Here is a 17,752-nt window from a genome sequence, read left to right on the forward strand (position 1 = left end):
GCTGTCAGTCTTCTGTTGCCTCGGCTGCCGAGTCACCCTCGGCTGCGGAGCTCTCGGATTCGGGGGTCGACTCGTCCACGTACCAGGCGCGACCCTCCCGGTCCCACTTCACGCCGCCTTTGTGGGCTTTGCGGAACTCCCGGAGGACGGCGCGGTCGATCGACACGTGACCGTTGTCGTTGACGTACGTCCACTCGGGGCCGAACTTCGCCTCGATGGCGTCGACCATGTCGGTCTGGGTGACCTTCTGTTCGGTGGTGATGATGTCGGTCATCCAGGTGGCGATCTCGGTCGCGGTGGTGCTCATGGGTATCGAGCCTAGAGCGTAGCGGAGGGTGACGTAGCCGCCGGACCGCTGCGCCGAGTACGGTGGCGCCGGAATAGGTAACCCTTACCAGGAGGCGCAGTGGCCCGGAATTCCCCCTCATCGACGACCTTCACCGTGTTGCGCACGGAGATCGTCGCCGAGCACTTCGTCCGGGTCGTGCTCGGCGGCGACGGTTTCGGCGACTTCGCCGCGCGTGCCGACACCGACAGCTACGTCAAGATCGAACTTCCCGCGGGGGAGGAAACGGTGGTCCGGACCTACACGGTGCGCCGGGTCGACCCCGCTGCGCGCGAGATCTGGATCGACTTCGTCGTGCACGGCGACGAAGGCGTCGCCGGACCGTGGGCGCGCACCGTGCAACCCGGCACGGACGTCGTCGTACGGGGACCGGGTGGCGGATACCGGCCGGATCCCGCAGCCGACTTCCACCTGCTCGCGGGCGACGAGACGGCGCTCCCGGCGATCGCGGCGGCACTCGAGTCGTTGCCCGAGGACGCTCGGGGAGCAGTCTTCGTCGAGGTCGCGGGTGCGTCCGACGAACTGCTGCTCGCCGCGCCGGCAGGTGTCGAGGTGCATTGGGTGCATCGGGGCGTCGCCGCAGGTGAGGCTCCGGCCGACCTGATCGACGGCAATGCGCCGCTCGTCGCCGCGGTGAAGTCGCTTCCGTGGCCCGGCGGCGACGTCCACGTGTTCGTGCACGGCGAGGCGGAAACGGTGATGAAGCACCTCCGTCCGTACCTGAGGAAGGAACGCGGGGTGAGTGCGGCCCGCGCCTCGATCTCCGGATACTGGCGTCGTGGCCGTACGGAGGAAGGTTTCCGTACCTGGAAGCAGGACTTGGCGACCGCCGAAGCGCAGTAGGCGCATCCCACGACGACAGTGCGGCCCGGTTCCCCGACGAAGGGGACCGGGCCGCACTCGGTCACGAAAAGGTGCGTTGTGTCAGTGCGCAGGCTCGCGGGCGGGCTCGACGCGCGATTCCCGGGTGAGCACGGTGAACGCGGTCAGTGCGAGAGCCCCGCACACGAGGATCGAGATCGCCATGGGCACCGCGGTGCCTTCGCCGCCGAGTCCCACGAGGGGCGACACCAGTGCTGCCAGCCCGAACTGGGACGCGCCGATCACCGCGGAACCCGTTCCGGCCGCCTTGGGAACCTGCGACTGCGCGAGCGCGGTGGCGTTGCCGAGGATGAAGCTGAGGCTGCTGACGCACACGAACATCAGCGGGAGGATCAGCCACGGCGTGTACCCGACCACCAGGATCGACAGCAGGAGAAGTGCTCCGCCGCAGAACAAGGTGGTGACGCCGGTGCGGAGCAGCGACCTGGTCGGGAAACGTCCGATCAGCCGGCTGTTGACGATGTTGCCGCCGACGAGACCGACCGAGTTCACGGCGAAGACGAGGGAGAACTGCCCCGGGCTGAGTCCGAGGATCTCCTGCGTCACGAACGGTGACGCCGAGATGTAGGAGAACATCGCACCGAAACTCAGGGCGAAGGTCGCGGCGTAGCCGACGAATCGCCGCTGCGACAGGACGTACCCGAAGTTGCCGGCCAGAGCCGAGAAGCCGCCGCCGTGCCGTTTCTCCGGCGGCAGTGTCTCTGGGACGAAGACGAGCACCGCGACGGTCATGGCCACGGCCAGTGCGGTGAGGACCCAGAAGATGCCGCGCCACCCGATCGGACCGAGAAGCGCGCCACCGAGCAGGGGAGCGGCGACCGGCGCGATTCCGCCGATGATCATCATGATGCTGAAGAGCTTGGCGGCCTCGTTGCCCCGCGCGCGGTCCGCGATCACCGCGCGGGCCAGGACGATTCCGATTCCGCCGCTGAATCCTTGGATCAGACGCGCGGCGATCAGCACCTCCACGGTCGGTGCGAGCGCGCAGAGTGCACTGCTCGCCACCAGGACGAGTGTGCCGATGATCAGCAGGCGACGTCGTCCCCAGCCATCCGAGAGCGGGCCGATCAGCAACTGACCCAGACCGAGACCGGCCATGAACGTCGTCAGCGTGAGCTGCACACCGACCGTGGTCGTGCCGAGGCTCTCCGACATGACGGGCAGGCCGGGAAGATACATATCCGTGGAAAGCGGTGCGATTGCCGACAGCAGCGCGAGCGCGCAGAGCATCGACAGCGGGATTGTTTTGCTCACTAACGAACTGTAACGGCGTGGCTCGTTGCGCAGGTGAGTGACTCCGCGCACCGTAGGCGTATGCGATCCGACAGCACGAGTGCACTCCCGGCGACACTCGAGATCCACCTCGACGACTTCGCGGACCACCTTGCCCTCGAGAACAACCGCTCCGCGCACACCGTCCGCGCGTACTCCGCCGACGTCCGTTCGCTCCTCGCCCACCTGGCAGACGTTCACCCGGACGCCCGGATCAGCGACCTGGACCTGGAGACGTTGAGGTCGTGGCTGGCCGGGCAGGTCGCCGCGGGTGCGGCACGGACCACGATCGCGCGGCGCACGTCGACGGCGCGTTCGTTCACCGCATGGCTGGTCCGGACGGGGCGGCTCGAACATGATCCGGGGACGCGACTCGCGTCGGCGCGCCCGCACCGGACCCTTCCGCCGGTGCTGCAGGGCGAGCAGGCGATCGAGGTGATGGAGTCCGCGAAGTCGGGTGCGCGGGAACTCGACCCGATGGCCCTGCGCGACCGGGTCATCGTGGAGGTCCTGTATGCGACGGGAATCCGTGTCGGTGAGTTGTGCGGGCTGAACCTCGGGGACATCGACGACAGCCGGCGCGTCCTGCGGGTGCTCGGCAAAGGCGACAAGGAGCGAGTCGTGCCCTACGGCGCTCCCGCCGCCGAGGCACTCGACGCGTGGCTCCGCGACGGGCGGCCCCACCTGTTGTCCCCGTCGTCCGGTGACGCACTGCTCCTCGGTCGACGTGGCGGTCGGATAGATCAGCGGCAGGTACGCACCGTGGTGCACGACGCGGTCTCCGCGGTGCCCGGAACGCCCGACCTCGCGCCGCACGGACTGCGGCACAGTGCCGCCACGCATCTGCTCGAGGGCGGAGCGGATCTGCGGGTGGTGCAGGAAGTGCTCGGGCATTCCAGCCTGGCCACCACCCAGCTCTACACGCATGTCTCCGTCGCGAGACTGCGCGCCGTGCACGAGCAGGCGCACCCGCGAGCCTGACCGCCGAGCAGCGTCCCGTGTAGAACGTGCGCGGTGCCGCCCGGATTGATAGCGTGCGCGCCGCACCATCGAATCGGGGGGATCAGATGAGACGCGACGAACCGGGCCATGCTCTGCCCGCATGGCTGCAAGACCAGCCGCGAACCGACCTCGAGCCGGCACCGGCTCGCAAGGCAGCGCGCAGGGTGGCCAGGCCGCCGGAAGCCGACCCGGTTCCGACCGCCGACCGCATCGAAATCCCGCGTCCCACAGCCACTCTCCCCGACACGCCGGTCGCGTCGGTTCCCTTCGGGCTGCCGTCACCCTCGCCGACCGAATCTGTCCCATCCGTCGACGCGCCGGCCCCGAGTGCGGAGTCGCCGTCCGAGGACACCCCGGCTGCCGCCGATCCGGACCCACAGGTCGTCGAGGAAAAGACTCCGGACCCGGTGGTCGAAGAGCCGTGGACACCGCACGACGACGGCGGCGCACCCGAGGCCGAGTCGATCCCGTCACCGTTTCACGATCACCAACCGTCCACCGTCGACCTGTCCTCGGATGTTCTCGTCCGGCGATCACGCCGTTCCGCGTCGGTGGGGTGGCGCCGGGGCGTGCAGCGCTTCGCGAAAGGGCTTCTCGATCCGGGCGACTCGGCGGGCGGTAACCGCTACGACGACCTGGTCGCGCGTATCCGGCAGCCGATCTCGGGGGATTACCGGATCGCGGTGCTCTCCCTCAAGGGCGGGGTGGGCAAGACGACCACGACCGTCGGTCTCGGGTCGACGTTCGCCTCGTTGCGGGGTGACTGTGTGGTGGCGGTCGATGCGAATCCGGACTTCGGCACGCTCTCGCAGCGGATTCCGCAGCAGACCGGCGCGACCGTCCGGGACCTGCTTGCGGCCGCACCGACGATCCGGCGCTATTCCGATGTTCGAGCACACACGTCCCAGGCACCGAGCCGACTCGAAGTCCTCGCCGGCGAGCGCGACCCCGCGGTCTCGGAGGCGTTCAGCGAGGACGACTACCGCGCGGTGGTCGGGATCCTGCAGGTCTTCTACAACATCATCCTCACCGACTGCGGTACCGGCATCATGCATTCGGCCATGCGCGGGGTGCTGGATCTGGCGAACGCGCTCGTGCTGGTGGGGTCGCCTGCGCTAGACGGTGCGCGCAGCGCCGCAGCGACCCTCGACTGGTTGCAGGCCCACGGCTACGACGACCTCGTAGAGCGCACGGTGGTGGTGGTCAGCGCCCCGCGTCCGGGCACGTCGGCGATCGACCTGGAGGCGCTGACACGGCACTTTCTGGCGCGTTGCCGGGCGGTGCACGTGCTGCCCTTCGACGAGCATCTGGCAGAGGGGGCGGAGATCGACCTCGAGCGCTTGCGGCCCGCTACACGACGCGCGTTCGTCGAACTGGCCGCGATCGTGGCCGACGACTTCCCGCCACTGTCCGGCCGGCACGCCGGGCGCGGTTGACCGAGCGCTGCGGAGTTCCATCGACAGGAATCTGCGGGACGGGTGCGGTCACACCGGGTGGAGCCGGATCACCGGACGGTCCACCAGGGGGAGAGGGTCGAGATAGTCGTCGCGATCGCGCCTCAGGCCCCAGTGCAGGCACGCAGCCGACGCGCACCCTTCGTGACCGGCTTCGACGGTGCCGATCGGATCGCCGCGCCCGACCCGCCGCCCGGCCTCGACCGCGGCGACGACGGGTTCGTAGGTGGTGCGCAGACCTCCGGGATGGTCGACGGACACCACCGGCTTCCCCGCGACCGTGCCCGCGAAGACCACGATGCCGTCCCCGGCGGAGCGCACCGTCTGTCCGGGTGCGGCGGTCAGGTCGACCCCGCGGTGGCCGGGCAACCAGTTCCGGTCGGGCGGATCGAAGGCGCGGGTGACGGCCGGCCGCGGATCGAGGGGCCAGCCGAACAGCCGGTCGGCGGGCAGTGTGTCCATGTCGTGAGGAGCGGCAGCGCCGGTGCCCACCGCCGTCAGGAGTGTGAGCACCACGAGGCACACGATCCGGCGGGCTGCGGCAATACTCATGGACGAAGGGTGCCGCGCGACGCGGGTGAGGTGACAGGGCCGGTTCGGAGGGTGTGGAGAAATTGCCCATCGCTCCACAGGGACACGTGCCGGTTTAGTGATCGGGCACCTCGACACGTACACTTGTCGGGCGGTCTGTGTTCGCAGATCGACTTCGCGCGTCCGCGCATGGTGTCACCCGTTCGTTCGGTGTGCACCTGATGGCCGTCGTTCGGTCCCGTAAGGGTTCGACGGGCATGCGGACGCCAGGGCGGGGATCGCAAGATCGCCCGCGTCAACCGACACGAAAGAGAGACAACAGCCATGGCTGTCGTAACCATGAGGCAGCTGCTCGACAGCGGCGCCCACTTCGGTCACCAGACTCGTCGCTGGAACCCGAAGATGAAGCGGTTCATCTTCACCGACCGCAACGGCATCTACATCATCGACTTGCAGCAGACGCTGACGTACATCGACAAGGCGTACGAATTCGTCAAGGAGACCGTCGCCCACGGTGGCACGATCCTGTTCGTCGGCACCAAGAAGCAGGCGCAGGAATCCATCGCCGAAGAGGCCACTCGCGTCGGCATGCCGTACGTGAACCAGCGCTGGCTCGGCGGCATGCTCACCAACTTCTCCACCGTTCACAAGCGCCTGCAGCGCCTGAAGGAACTGGAGGCGATGGAGCAGACCGGTGGCTTCGAGGGTCGCACCAAGAAGGAAATCCTCATGCTCACGCGTGAGATGAACAAGCTGGATCGCACCCTCGGTGGTATCCGCGACATGGCGAAGGTTCCGTCGGCCGTGTGGGTCGTCGACACCAACAAGGAGCACATCGCCGTCGGTGAGGCTCGCAAGCTCAACATCCCGGTCATCGCGATCCTGGATACGAACTGCGATCCCGACCTCGTCGACTACCCGATCCCGGGTAACGACGACGCGATCCGTTCGGCTGCGCTCCTGACCAAGGTCGTCGCCTCCGCCGTCGCCGAGGGACTCCAGGCGCGCGCCGGTAAGAACACCGACGCCGACGCCAAGCCCGAGGCCGGCGCAGAGCCGCTCGCCGAGTGGGAGCAGGAACTGCTCTCGCAGGCCACCCCGGCTGCCGAGACCGAGGCTCCGGCCGCTGAGGCGCCCGCCGCCGAGGCTCCCGCTGCCGAGGCTCCTGCCGCGGACGCAACGCCCGAGGCCTGATACCGATGGACGGCCCCGACCGGTAGATCGCAAGATCCATGGTCGGGGCCGTCTGTTCGCGGGCGGACCGGGAAACTGCCGCGTCGCCCGCACTCCGAGACTTTCCACCACAGACACAGGAGGCTCGCTTCCATGGCGAACTACACCGCCGCCGACGTCAAGCGTCTCCGTGAGCTCACCGGCTCCGGAATGCTGGACTGCAAGAACGCTCTCGCCGACAACGACGGCGACTTCGACAAGGCCGTCGAGCAGCTGCGCATCAAGGGTGCCAAGGACGTGGGCAAGCGCGCCGAGCGCTCCACCGCCGAGGGCCTGGTCGTGTCCAAGGACGGCGTGCTCGTCGAGCTGAACTCCGAGACCGACTTCGTCGCCAAGAACGACGAGTTCAAGGCTCTCGCCGACACGATCGTCACCGCGGCCGCGCAGGCGCGTCCCGCCGACGTCGACGCCCTCAAGGCCGTCGAGATCGACGGCAAGACGGTCGACGCGCTGGTCCAGGAGATGTCCGCGAAGATCGGCGAGAAGCTCGAGCTTCGCCGCGTCGCTTCGTTCGACGGCCAGACGTCCGTCTACCTGCACAAGCGTGCGTCGGACCTGCCGCCGTCGGTCGGCGTGCTCGTCGAGTACACCGGTGAGGGCGACGCTGCCGCCGAGGCTGCGCGTGCCGCCGCGATGCAGATCGCTGCGCTCAAGGCCAAGTACGTCACCCGTGACGAGGTCCCCGAGGACATCGTCGCCAACGAGCGTCGTATCGCCGAGGAGACCGCAAAGGCCGAGGGCAAGCCCGAGGCTGCGCTCCCGAAGATCGTCGAAGGCCGCGTCAACGGCTACTTCAAGGATGTCGTGCTCACCGAGCAGGCTTCCGTGACCGACTCGAAGAAGACCGTCAAGGCGATCCTCGACGAGGCCGGAGCCACCGTCGTCCGCTTCGTGCGGTTCGAGGTCGGCGCCAGCTAGAACGTGCGTTTCTCGACCCCGCCGGCTTCCTGCCGGCGGGGTCGAGGCATGTCGGGACACCCCCGTACGCATGCGCGCCGCCATCGCGTGCACGGTCCACCGCCGCGCGAATGGTCCCAACAAGGCGTGTCGTCTCGCGCCCGGTCTCGGTTCCACCGGGTCGATGAGGCAGGATGAAAGGGCCGATTCATGTGCAACCAGAGGAGAGTCATGTCCGAACACGCCCACGAACGGCCCGGTTTCCGCCGGGTGCTCCTCAAGCTCGGCGGCGAGATGTTCGGCGGCGGCACCGGCAAGGTGGGGCTGGATCCCGACGTCGTGACCACGGTGGCAGAGCAGATCGCCGAGGTCGTCCGCAGCGGAGTGGAAGTTGCCGTGGTGATCGGCGGCGGAAACTTCTTCCGCGGCGCGGAACTGCAACAGCGCGGTCTCGAGCGTGCACGTTCGGACTACATGGGCATGCTCGGCACGGTCATGAATTCCCTTGCCCTCCAAGACTTCCTGGAGAAGCAGGGTATCGACACCCGCGTGCAGACGGCGATCACGATGGGCCAGGTCGCCGAGCCGTATCTCCCGCTTCGTGCCCGCCGGCACCTGGAGAAGGGCCGCGTCGTCATCTTCGGCGCGGGTATGGGCATGCCGTACTTCTCCACCGACACCACCGCGGCCCAGCGCGCACTCGAGATCGGCGCGGACGTCGTGCTGATGGCGAAGGCCGTCGACGGCGTCTACTCCGCCGACCCGCGCTTGGTTCCCGACGCGGTGATGTTCGAGGAGATCACCCACCGCGAGGTCATCGAGAAGGACCTCAAGGTCGCCGACGCGACCGCCTTCAGCCTGTGCATGGACAACTCCATGCCGATCATGGTCTTCAACCTGCTGACCAAGGGCAATATCGCCCGGGCCGTCAACGGTGAGAAGATCGGAACGCTCGTACGGTCATGAATGGACAACGGAACATGGAGGAACTGCCGTGATCGATGAAGCCCTCTTCGAAGCCGAGGAGAAGATGGACAAGGCCGTCACGGTGGCCAAGGACGAGCTCGGTGGCATCCGCACCGGTCGCGCGAACCCGGGCATGTTCAACCGCATCGTGGTCGACTACTACGGCTCACCCACGCCGGTGACGCAGATCGCCAGCATCAACGTGCCCGAGGCTCGGATGGTGATCGTCAAGCCCTACGAGCAGTCGCAGCTGAATGCGATCGAGACCGCGATCCGCAACTCCGATCTCGGCGTGAACCCGAGCAACGACGGACACATCATCCGCATCTCGGTCCCGCAGCTCACCGAGGAACGTCGCCGCGAACTCGTCAAGCAGTCGAAGGCGAAGGGTGAGGACGCCAAGGTTGCCGTGCGCAACGTCCGCCGGAAGGCGATGGAAGAACTCGGTCGCATCCAGAAGGACGGCGAAGCCGGCGAGGACGACGTCAACCGCGCGGAGAAGGAGCTGGACAAGACCACGGCCAAGTACGTGGCGCAGATCGACGAGCTGATCAAGCACAAGGAAGCCGAGTTGATGGAGGTCTGACGGTGGGCAGAGCCGACGGGTCTTCCACCCCGCAGCTTCCACTCGGTGCCGAAGGCGACTCCGGCACCACCCCCGCAGTCTCGGACTCGCCATCCGGTACCGCACCCGCGAAGCCGGCCTCACGTGCCGGCCGAGATCTCCCTGCCGCGATCGCGGTGGGGGCCGGACTCGGCGGTCTTGTCATCGTGATTCTGCTGTTCGCCCCGACCGCGTGGCTCGCGGTGGTTGCCGCCGCCATCGGGATCGCCACGTGGGAAGTCACCAAGCGCCTGCGCGAGGCCGACGTCTCCGTTCCGCGGGTACCGCTGCTGGTCGGCGGGCAGGCGATCATCTGGCTGGGCTGGCCGTACGGCACGACCGGTGTGCTCGGTGCCTTCGCCGGCACCGTCGTGGTGATCATGCTGTGGCGACTGTTCGAGCGTGGTTTGGCGGCGCAACCGCACAACTACCTCCGGGACACCGCGGTCGCGGTGTTCACCGCGGCGTGGCTGCCGCTGCTCGCCTCGTTCGCGACACTGATGGTTCTCGAGGATCAGGGTGCCGCGCGCGTCTTCTGCCTGATGCTGGTGTGCGTGGCGTCCGACATCGGTGGCTACGCGGCCGGTGTGTTGTTCGGCAAGCACACGATGGCCCCGGCTATCAGCCCCAAGAAGTCCTGGGAGGGGTTCGGCGGATCCCTGGTCGCCTGCGTGACCGTCGGAATTCTGTCCGTCACGTTCCTGCTCGAAGGCCCGTGGTGGGTCGGTGCCGTCCTCGGCGTGGTCCTGGTATTCACGGCCACCGCCGGCGACCTGATCGAATCCCAGGTCAAGCGAGAACTCGGCATCAAGGACATGGGCACCATGCTGCCCGGCCACGGCGGAATCATGGACCGGCTGGATTCGATCCTGCCGTCCGCATTCGTCACCTGGCTGATTCTCACCGCCTTCATCTGATGGCACGCCGCGGCAGAGGCGCGGTCGGGGGCGTGATCGCGAGCCCCAACATCTGGCACTGGCCGGCGGTCTACGAAGAGGAGAACCGCGCCCAGGACACCCGCGGCGCCGTGTATGCGGCGCTGCGGGAGTCGTTCGACTGGGCAGGACGTGACGTCGTCGACCTCGGCTGCGGCAGCGGGTATCACCTCCCGATGTTCGCGCGTACCGCCCGCACCGTCACGGGCATCGAACCCCACCCGCCGCTCGTGGCCGCCGCGCGGCGCCGCGTCGAAGACCTCACCACCGTCCGGGTTCTGCCCGGGTCGGCCGAGAATCTGCCGCTGCTGGACGGCTCCACCGACCTCGTGCACGCCCGCACCGCGTACTTCTTCGGCCCGGGATGCGGAGCCGGGATTCTCGAAGCGATGCGAGTGCTGCGGCCCGGGGGAGCGCTCGCCGTCGTCGATCTCGACGCGACCGCCCATCCGTACGGAGAGTGGATGCGCGCCGACCTACCGCACTACGACCCTCCTGCCGTCGAAGCCTTCTTCCGAGCCCAGGGGTTCGATCTGCAGCGCATCGACACCGAATGGGCGTTTCCGGACCGCGCCGCGCTCGAGCGCGTGCTCCGCATCGAATTCGGACCCGGCATCGCTGCCCGCGCAATCCGGGAAACCCCCGGCACGACGCTGACCGTTCGCTATCGCCTCCACATCCGCCGGAAACCGGCGGGCGTCGAAACATGCTGAGCCGGACCGCGACGTACCGTTCAGCGCGATAGGCCGACGTGGAACGCCTTCGCGAGTTCGGTGATCTTCTTCGCTTTCGCCAACGTGGGCAGGTCGCTGCCGTCATGCACACCGTGGCCGTCCTCGCCCAGTTCGTCGATCACCTGGCGAGCCCACCCGACCTCGTCGGCGCTGGGACTGAGCGCCGCGTTGACGTACGACGTCCGCTCGGGCGTCATACAGAGCTTTCCGGTCATGCCCATCGAGCGCGTGTGCTCGGCGTCCTGCCGCAGCACGTCCGGGTCGTCGCCCAGCGACGGGCCGTCGACGGGCCCGGGCAGGCGCGCGGCACGACTGGTGACCACCAGACGAGAGCGCGGGTAGGCGAGAGCGAGCGCCGAATCGCTCATGCCGGTGTCGCGCCGGAAGTCTCCGCTGCCGAAGACGAGGCGGAACGTGCCGTCCGCCCGGGCGATCTCGGGCGCGGCCTCGAGACCCGTCGCCGATTCGATGAGCACCAGGATCCGGGTGCCCTCGGGCATCGCGTCGGCGGTGGCGTCGACCTGCTGGCCGCTTTCGGTTTTCGCGAGCATGACACCGGCGAGACCGGAGAGTCCGCTCAGAGCCGTGACGTCGTCTGCCCAGTGCGGGGTGCTGGTGTCGTTGATGCGCACCCACGCCGTGCCGCCGTCTCTGATCCAGCGCGCGACTCCGGCGCGGGCTTCGGCCTTGCTCGCGGCCGGAACCGCGTCTTCGAGATCCAGGACGACCGCGTCGGCGGGCGACGCCGCTGCCGCGTCGAATTTTTCGGGTGCGGCGCCGGGCACGAGCAGCCAGGATCGGGCGAGTTCCGGGGCGATGCTGGTGGACATACAGCCATCGTCCCCCCGCAGGTAGGCGAGCATCACAGCAACGCCGAGCCCGGCCGGTTCCGAAGCGTGGAACAATGGATCATTATGGCTTCTCCTCTGCCCCTGGTATTCGACGCACCCAAGCGCGGCATGCCGCCGCGCCACCTCGCCGACCTCGACTCCGAGCAGCGACGCGAGGCGGTGCGTGAGCTGGGTCTGCCGGCGTTCCGCGCCGACCAACTCGCTCGCCAGTACTACGGGCGACTCGAGGCGGACCCGGCCAAGATGACCGACCTGCCGGCGACGGTGCGGGACACGGTGGGGACGGCTCTGTTCCCGCCGCTGCTCACCGCGGTCAAGCACATCGCCTGCGACAAGGGTGAGACCCGAAAGACCCTGTGGCGCGCCCACGACGGCACACTCCTCGAAAGTGTGCTCATGCGCTACCCCGACCGCGCGACACTCTGCATCTCGAGCCAGGCCGGATGCGGCATGGCGTGCCCCTTCTGCGCGACCGGCCAGGGCGGTCTCGACCGCAACCTGACGACGGCGGAGATCGTCGACCAGGTGCGTGCCGCCGCCGCCGCGTTGCGCGACGGTGAAGTTGCGGGCGGACCGGGACGGCTGTCGAACGTCGTGTTCATGGGAATGGGCGAACCCCTCGCCAACTACAAGCGCGTCGTCGCCGCGGTACGCCGCATCACCTCACCGGCACCCGACGGCCTCGGCTTGTCGCAACGGTCGGTGACCGTCTCGACGGTCGGACTGGCACCGGCGATCCGCAAGCTCGCCGACGAAGGGTTGAGCGTGACCCTCGCGGTGTCGCTGCACACCCCCGACGACGAACTGCGCGACACCCTCGTGCCCGTGAACAATCGCTGGTCGGTGAAGGAGGTGCTCGACGCCGCGCGGTACTACGCCGACAAGACCGGGCGCCGGGTCTCCATCGAGTACGCGTTGATCCGCGACGTGAACGACCAGCCGTGGCGCGCCGACCTGCTGGGCAAGAAGCTGCACAAGGCGCTCGGTGCTCTGGTGCACGTCAATCTGATTCCCCTCAATCCGACACCGGGTAGTGAGTGGGACGCCAGCCCCAAGCATGTCGAGCGCGAGTTCGTGCGGCGTGTGCAGGAGCAGGGCGTGTCGTGCACCGTCCGTGACACCCGTGGCCAGGAAATCGCCGCGGCGTGCGGACAGCTCGCCGCCGAGGGCTGATACCGGGGCGTTCCCGGGAAGCGCTTTCCTTTTCCGTCAGCGGGCGTCCGCGGCCCCGAAATACGCGGCTTCGAGTCGATCCCGGTCGGCCGGCAATGTCGCCGCGTCGCCCTTGAGAACCACCCGGCCGTGCCCGAGCACGATCGCGCGGTCCGAGACGGCGAGTGCGAGTTCGACGTGCTGTTCGACCAGCACGACGCCGATGTGCTCCTCGCGGGCGAGATCCCGGATGGCGGGCAGCATTTGCTCCACGACGAGTGGTGCCAGCCCGAGACTCATCTCGTCGACCATGAGGATGCGCGGCTCCGCGAGCAGTGCCACCGCGATCGCGAGCATCTGCTGCTCACCACCGGACAGGAGACCGACGGTCCGCGACTGCAACAGGGCCAGAGCCGGAAACCTGTCGAGAACGAGTTCTTCTCGTGAGCGTTCGGCACTCGTACGGGCGAGACGGAAATGGTCGCGGACGGTCATGCTGGAAAAGAGCCCCCGGTCGTCGGGGACGAGCCGGATTCCGCGCCGCGCCATGCGGTACGGCCGACGGTAATCGACCGGCGCACCCATAGCGGTGACCTGTCCGCCCATCGCCGGAATCAGCCCGGCGAGTGTGAGCAGAGTCGTCGTCTTGCCCGCACCGTTGGAACCCAGGATCGAGACGACCTCACCGGCGGAGACGGTCAGGTTCACGTCGGAGACCGCGGCGACGCCGTTGTAACCGGACGTCATGGATTCGGCGGTGAGCACCACGTCAGCCATGAGTGGTCTCCATCGGTGTGCCGAGGTACGCAGCGATCACGGCGGGGTCCTTTCTGGCATGTTCCGGTGTGCCCGAGAAGATCACCTTCCCGAACTCCATGACATCGATGCGGTCGCACACACCGAGAACCAGCGACATGTCGTGGTCGATGAGCAACAACCCGGGACCGCCTCGCGCCACGGCGCGGATGCGCGCGGCGAAGTCGAGGCTCTCCTGGCTGTCGAGGCCTGCTGCGGGCTCGTCGAGCAGGAGCACGCCGCAGTTCCCGACGAGGGCACGGGCTACTCCGACGAGTTTCTGCTGTCCGAGGGTGAGATCGCGCGCCGTGGTCGCTCCGAGGTCGCCCAGACCCACTGCGTGCAGCGTCGAGGCCACGAGTTCGTCCGTGCCGGTCTTATTGCGGCCGAACAGATCCCGCCACAGTGTTGCCGGCCCGCCGGGGCGCAGCGCAGCGACGACATTCTGCGCGACGGTGAAGGGCTATGACAAGGGTCCGTACCGACACGGCGATCGACGTCCGCTAGTTCCTCCGCCGGGGCGACCATATCGTTGTCGGCCAAGCGTGCGGCGAACCGTCGACCTTGCTCGAGGCACTGATCGAGCAGGGCCGCGACGTCGGCGATCTGACGGTCATGTCGGTCAGGTCGGCCCCATGATCGGGGCCGGAATCATCGGCTGCGACGTGGCATTCGTACAGGTCAGTCCCGCCGACAACGACGGCAACCACAGTTTCGGGCTCGTCAGCGACTATGTGCGGGCCGCCGTCACGCGGGCGCGCGTGGTGGTCGCAGAGGTCAACGATCAGGTGCCTTTCACCTTCGGCGAAACGATCGCGTCCTCCGATATCGACTACGCCGTGCACGTTTCCCGGACGCCGGTGCAGGTGTCTCCCGCGGCGATCGGCGAGACCGACGCAGCGATCGCGCGGCACGCCGCCTCGTACATAGACGACGGGTCGGTGATCCAGATGGGGGTCGGAGGTGTACCCGACGCCGTCCTTCGTCTGCTGTCCGACCGCCGGGATCTCGGGGTGCACTCGGGGATGCTGGGAGACGGACTCGTCGATCTCGTCGAAGCGGGAGCAGTCACCAACGCCCGCAAGGCAATAGACCGCGGAGTGTCCGTCACCGGTGCCCTGATCGGCACCGGGAGACTCTACGACTTCGCGCACCGCAACAGCGATATCCGGATGTGCACCACCGCATACACTCACGACGCCGGCATCCTGGCGCAGTTGGAGAAGCTCGTCACCATCAACTCGGCGATGGAGGTGGACCTCACGGGACAGGTCAACGCCGAGCAGAGCGGATCGGCCTACCTCGGCGGCACGGGCGGGCAGGTGGATTTCGTCCGGGCAGGTGCACGATCGCCGGGTGGCCACGCGATCATGGCGCTGCCCGCCACCGCGAAAGGTGGCACCGTCAGCCGCATCACCGCCGGACTGTCGGGTCCGGTCACCACCGCGAGAAGCGAGGTGGACGTGGTCGTCACCGAGTTCGGCGCTGCGGAACTGCGGGGACAAACCCTCGCCGAGAGAAGCAGGCGGTTGATCGCCATCGCCCACCCGGACTTCCGCGACGCGCTCGACCGCGAGGCTCACGTGATCCGACAGAGAGGTTTCTGATGAGCGGAGTTGTCCGATGACCGGGGACCCGGCTGAGGGCGCAGCATTGTTGAACGCGGCAGTGCTGTTCGATGCCCGGGACGACGGCATCGCCGTCATCACCTTGAACCGCCCGGCGACGCGCAACTGCCTCACCGCGGAGGTACGCGCGGGACTCTACGATGCGTGGGACCGCTTCGAGAGCGATCCCCACCTTCGGGTGGCCATCCTGACCGGGGCGGGGGAGAAGGCATTCTGCGCGGGCGGCGATCTCAAGGAGATGGTGGAGACCGGAATGCGGGTGCCGCCGCGGCCACTGATCCCCGTCCCGTACGACACCGTCGAACTGTCGAAACCCACGATCGCGGCGGTCAACGGGGCCGCGTTCGCCGGGGGTTGGCTGATCGCGCAGTCGTGCGACCTGTGCGTGGCGAGTACCGGTGCGATGTTCGCGGTCACGGAAGTGAAAGTGGGCAGGAGTTCACCGTGGGCGTCTCCACTGATCCACATGATCCCGCAGCGGATCATGATGGAGACCCTGCTGACCGGAAAGCCGATCACCGCGCAGCGTGCCTACGAGATCGGGTTGGTCAACAGGCTCGCGGAGCCCGACGCTCTCCTGCCCGCGGCCCTCGACCTGGCTCACGAGATTCTGGCGGGCGCGCCCCTGTCGGTGCGCGCGGCGCGGGAGACCGTGATGCTCTCCACCGAGATGGGACGCTCGGCCGCGCTGGCAGCGGCGCGACACGCCTCCGAACTCTGCTACAACAGCGAGGACGCGCAGGAGGGGCCGCGAGCCTTCGCAGCCAAACGGGTTCCCCAGTGGCGGGGCCGCTGATACTGCCGGTGGCGTGCAGCGGGGACCGCGACGGCGAGGGCTGTCGAACAGCAGGGCCCGCCCGGATCGCTCCGGGCGGGCCCTGCTGTTCGTCGACTGTGGTGTTACCGCATGCGGCGGCGCGCGACGATGTCACGCACGAGGATGAACACGATCACCGCAGCGAAACCGATGAGGTAAAGGTCTTCGACCTTGCCGCTGTGGTTGCCGATCATCATCAGGAGGAGGAAGGCCGCGAACACCCAGCCTGCGGCACGGAAGGCGCGCGGTGCTTCGCCGCTCCAGCCCCATTCCGCCGAGGGCACCTCCGCCACCGTTCTGTCATGGTTGGACTCCAGCTCGGTACCGGCCACCGTTTCCTCCTGCTTGCCAGTTGGTCCTGTTGCCGGTAATCGTGACATACGACCGCCCGTCGTATGAAGTGGGGGCGCTCTCACGGCAGGTCAGGTACGGCCCGTCACACCGGTTCATGACGTACACACCGGCGTCGGGAAGAATGCATCCGTGGCCGAAGCAGAGAACTCTTCCCGTACGCGCGTGCTGCTGCTGGGCAGCACCGGTTCCATCGGAACCCAGGCACTCCAGGTGATCGGAGCCAACCCCGACCGGTTCGAAGTTGTCGGCCTGGCTGCGGGCGGAGGCAACATCGACCTGCTGGCCGAGCAGATCCGCGCGTTCGGTGTGTCCGAGGTCGCCGTCGCCGATCCCGGTGCCGCGTCGCGTCTCGACCTGCCGGTCCGCAGCGGTCCCGATGCCGTGACCGCACTCGTACGGGAGGTGGAGGCCGACGTCGTGCTCAACGGGCTCGTCGGCTCGCTCGGGCTCGCGCCGACCCTTGCCGCGCTGGAAACCGGCGCGCGGCTGGCACTGGCGAACAAGGAGTCCCTCGTCGCGGGTGGCGCCCTGGTGACCGCCGCAGCCGCCCCGGGGCAGATCGTGCCCGTCGACTCCGAGCACTCCGCGATGGCACAGTGCCTCCGCGGCGGCACCGCCGACGAGGTCGCACGCCTGGTCCTCACCGCCTCGGGTGGGCCGTTCCGCGGCTGGACGGCCGACCGCCTCGAATCGGTCACACCGGAGCAGGCCGGCGCACATCCGACGTGGTCGATGGGCCCGATGAACACACTCAACTCGGCGACCCTCGTCAACAAAGGACTCGAGCTCATCGAGGCGCACCTGCTGTTCGGTATTCCGTACGAGCGGATCGACGTCACCGTCCATCCCCAGTCGATCGTGCACTCGATGGTGACCTTCACCGACGGATCCACACTGGCCCAGGCGTCGCCGCCGTCGATGACCCTGCCGATCGCACTCGCGCTCGGCTGGCCGCACCGGGTGCCGGACGCTGCCCCGGCACTCGATTTCTCGACGGCGTTCACCTGGGAGTTCGAGCCGCTCGACAACGAGGTGTTCCCTGCCGTGGAGCTCGCGCGCGCCGCCGGAAGCCGAGGCGGGTGCCTCACCGCGGTGTACAACGCAGCGAACGAAATCGCGGCGGAGGCGTTCCTCGAGGGACGGCTGTCGTTCCCCCGGATCGTGCGGACCGTGGAGGCCGTGCTGGGCGAGGCGGACGAGTGGTCGGCGCAACCCAGTACCGTGGACGATGTGCTCGCAGCCGACGGCTGGGCCCGCAGCCGGGCGCGCACACTCGTCGACTAGGAGGATCGGCCACAC

20 protein-coding genes are annotated in these 17,752 nt (G+C 68.1%); 13 read left to right on the forward strand and 7 right to left on the reverse strand.

The features are described from left to right. Positions 1-4: 4 nt before the first annotated feature. Positions 5-307 (reverse strand): DUF6953 family protein, encoded by a 303-nt coding sequence (locus tag AC0B44_RS03040; protein ID WP_471901457.1) that lies wholly within the window; start codon positions 305-307, stop codon positions 5-7. A gap of 99 nt (positions 308-406) precedes the next feature. Here AC0B44_RS03040 and AC0B44_RS03045 point away from each other — a divergent pair, with 99 nt between their 5' ends. Continuing rightward, the gene (locus tag AC0B44_RS03045; protein ID WP_471901458.1) at positions 407-1,189 is read left to right on the forward strand and encodes a siderophore-interacting protein; all 783 of its coding nucleotides are present in this window, start codon (positions 407-409) and stop codon (positions 1,187-1,189) included. Between the two features lie 81 nt (positions 1,190-1,270). On the opposite strand, the gene AC0B44_RS03050 is transcribed toward AC0B44_RS03045, so the two are convergent. After that, complete coding sequence (locus AC0B44_RS03050) at positions 1,271-2,458, reverse strand: multidrug effflux MFS transporter (RefSeq protein WP_471901732.1); 1,188 nt, start codon at positions 2,456-2,458, stop codon at positions 1,271-1,273. A gap of 84 nt (positions 2,459-2,542) precedes the next feature. Here AC0B44_RS03050 and AC0B44_RS03055 point away from each other — a divergent pair, with 84 nt between their 5' ends. Next, the gene (locus tag AC0B44_RS03055) at positions 2,543-3,481 is read left to right on the forward strand and encodes a tyrosine recombinase XerC (protein ID WP_471901459.1); all 939 of its coding nucleotides are present in this window, start codon (positions 2,543-2,545) and stop codon (positions 3,479-3,481) included. Positions 3,482-3,567: 86 nt separating this feature from the next. Continuing rightward, entirely contained in the window at positions 3,568-4,938 is a 1,371-nt protein-coding gene (locus AC0B44_RS03060) for a MinD/ParA family ATP-binding protein (protein ID WP_471901460.1), read from the forward strand. A gap of 48 nt (positions 4,939-4,986) precedes the next feature. Here the strand turns inward: AC0B44_RS03060 and AC0B44_RS03065 are convergent, their stop codons facing one another. Then, complete coding sequence (locus tag AC0B44_RS03065) at positions 4,987-5,508, reverse strand: M23 family metallopeptidase (protein WP_471901461.1); 522 nt, start codon at positions 5,506-5,508, stop codon at positions 4,987-4,989. Between the two features lie 303 nt (positions 5,509-5,811). Between AC0B44_RS03065 and rpsB the strand changes: the two genes are divergently transcribed. The 6 genes from rpsB to AC0B44_RS03095 all read left to right on the forward strand — a co-directional run bounded on the left by rpsB (position 5,812) and on the right by AC0B44_RS03095 (position 10,835). Beyond that, positions 5,812-6,681, forward strand: a complete 870-nt coding sequence (rpsB, locus tag AC0B44_RS03070; protein ID WP_471901462.1) for a 30S ribosomal protein S2 — start codon at positions 5,812-5,814, stop codon at positions 6,679-6,681. A gap of 132 nt (positions 6,682-6,813) precedes the next feature. Beyond that, positions 6,814-7,638, forward strand: coding sequence for a translation elongation factor Ts (tsf, locus tag AC0B44_RS03075; RefSeq protein ID WP_072698617.1), 825 nt, complete (start codon positions 6,814-6,816; stop codon positions 7,636-7,638). Between the two features lie 210 nt (positions 7,639-7,848). After that, entirely contained in the window at positions 7,849-8,583 is a 735-nt protein-coding gene (gene pyrH / locus AC0B44_RS03080) for a UMP kinase (protein WP_471901463.1), read from the forward strand. Between the two features lie 28 nt (positions 8,584-8,611). Next, positions 8,612-9,169 carry a ribosome recycling factor gene (frr, locus tag AC0B44_RS03085; RefSeq protein ID WP_471901464.1) on the forward strand — a complete coding sequence of 186 codons (558 nt, stop codon included), beginning with the start codon at positions 8,612-8,614 and terminating at the stop codon, positions 9,167-9,169. A 2-nt stretch (positions 9,170-9,171) separates the two neighbouring features. Further along, entirely contained in the window at positions 9,172-10,104 is a 933-nt protein-coding gene (locus AC0B44_RS03090; RefSeq protein WP_471901465.1) for a phosphatidate cytidylyltransferase, read from the forward strand. After that, positions 10,104-10,835 carry a class I SAM-dependent methyltransferase gene (locus tag AC0B44_RS03095; protein ID WP_471901466.1) on the forward strand — a complete coding sequence of 244 codons (732 nt, stop codon included), beginning with the start codon at positions 10,104-10,106 and terminating at the stop codon, positions 10,833-10,835. Before AC0B44_RS03090 ends, AC0B44_RS03095 begins: the two co-directional genes overlap by 1 nt. Positions 10,836-10,855: 20 nt before the next feature. Here AC0B44_RS03095 and AC0B44_RS03100 read toward each other — a convergent pair whose 3' ends face one another. Beyond that, a complete protein-coding gene (locus AC0B44_RS03100) occupies positions 10,856-11,686 on the reverse strand; it encodes an HpcH/HpaI aldolase/citrate lyase family protein (RefSeq protein ID WP_471901467.1) in 831 nt (276 codons plus the stop codon). Positions 11,687-11,770: 84 nt separating this feature from the next. On the opposite strand from AC0B44_RS03100, the gene rlmN reads away from it, so the two are divergent. Beyond that, positions 11,771-12,880: a dual-specificity RNA methyltransferase RlmN gene (gene rlmN / locus AC0B44_RS03105; RefSeq protein WP_471901468.1), complete on the forward strand. Its 1,110-nt coding sequence runs from the start codon at positions 11,771-11,773 to the stop codon at positions 12,878-12,880. A gap of 36 nt (positions 12,881-12,916) precedes the next feature. Here the strand turns inward: rlmN and AC0B44_RS03110 are convergent, their stop codons facing one another. Beyond that, positions 12,917-13,636 carry an ABC transporter ATP-binding protein gene (locus AC0B44_RS03110; RefSeq protein WP_471901469.1) on the reverse strand — a complete coding sequence of 240 codons (720 nt, stop codon included), beginning with the start codon at positions 13,634-13,636 and terminating at the stop codon, positions 12,917-12,919. Beyond that, positions 13,629-14,012, reverse strand: coding sequence for an ABC transporter ATP-binding protein C-terminal domain-containing protein (locus tag AC0B44_RS03115; protein WP_471901470.1), 384 nt, complete (start codon positions 14,010-14,012; stop codon positions 13,629-13,631). Before AC0B44_RS03115 ends, AC0B44_RS03110 begins: the two co-directional genes overlap by 8 nt. A 277-nt stretch (positions 14,013-14,289) precedes the next feature. On the opposite strand from AC0B44_RS03115, the gene AC0B44_RS03120 reads away from it, so the two are divergent. Both AC0B44_RS03120 and AC0B44_RS03125 read left to right on the forward strand, forming a co-directional pair. Beyond that, positions 14,290-15,261, forward strand: a complete 972-nt coding sequence (locus AC0B44_RS03120; protein WP_471901471.1) for an acetyl-CoA hydrolase/transferase family protein — start codon at positions 14,290-14,292, stop codon at positions 15,259-15,261. A gap of 16 nt (positions 15,262-15,277) precedes the next feature. Further along, positions 15,278-16,078, forward strand: coding sequence for an enoyl-CoA hydratase/isomerase family protein (locus AC0B44_RS03125; protein ID WP_471901472.1), 801 nt, complete (start codon positions 15,278-15,280; stop codon positions 16,076-16,078). A 104-nt stretch (positions 16,079-16,182) separates the two neighbouring features. Here AC0B44_RS03125 and AC0B44_RS03130 read toward each other — a convergent pair whose 3' ends face one another. Beyond that, complete coding sequence (locus AC0B44_RS03130; RefSeq protein WP_471901473.1) at positions 16,183-16,431, reverse strand: DUF2631 domain-containing protein; 249 nt, start codon at positions 16,429-16,431, stop codon at positions 16,183-16,185. Positions 16,432-16,615: 184 nt separating this feature from the next. Between AC0B44_RS03130 and dxr the strand changes: the two genes are divergently transcribed. Beyond that, on the forward strand, positions 16,616-17,737 hold the full coding sequence (gene dxr / locus AC0B44_RS03135; protein ID WP_471901733.1) for a 1-deoxy-D-xylulose-5-phosphate reductoisomerase: 1,122 nt from the start codon (positions 16,616-16,618) through the stop codon (positions 17,735-17,737). The last annotated feature ends 15 nt before the right edge of the window (positions 17,738-17,752 follow it).

The organism is Rhodococcus sp. NPDC019050 (assembly GCF_055664235.1).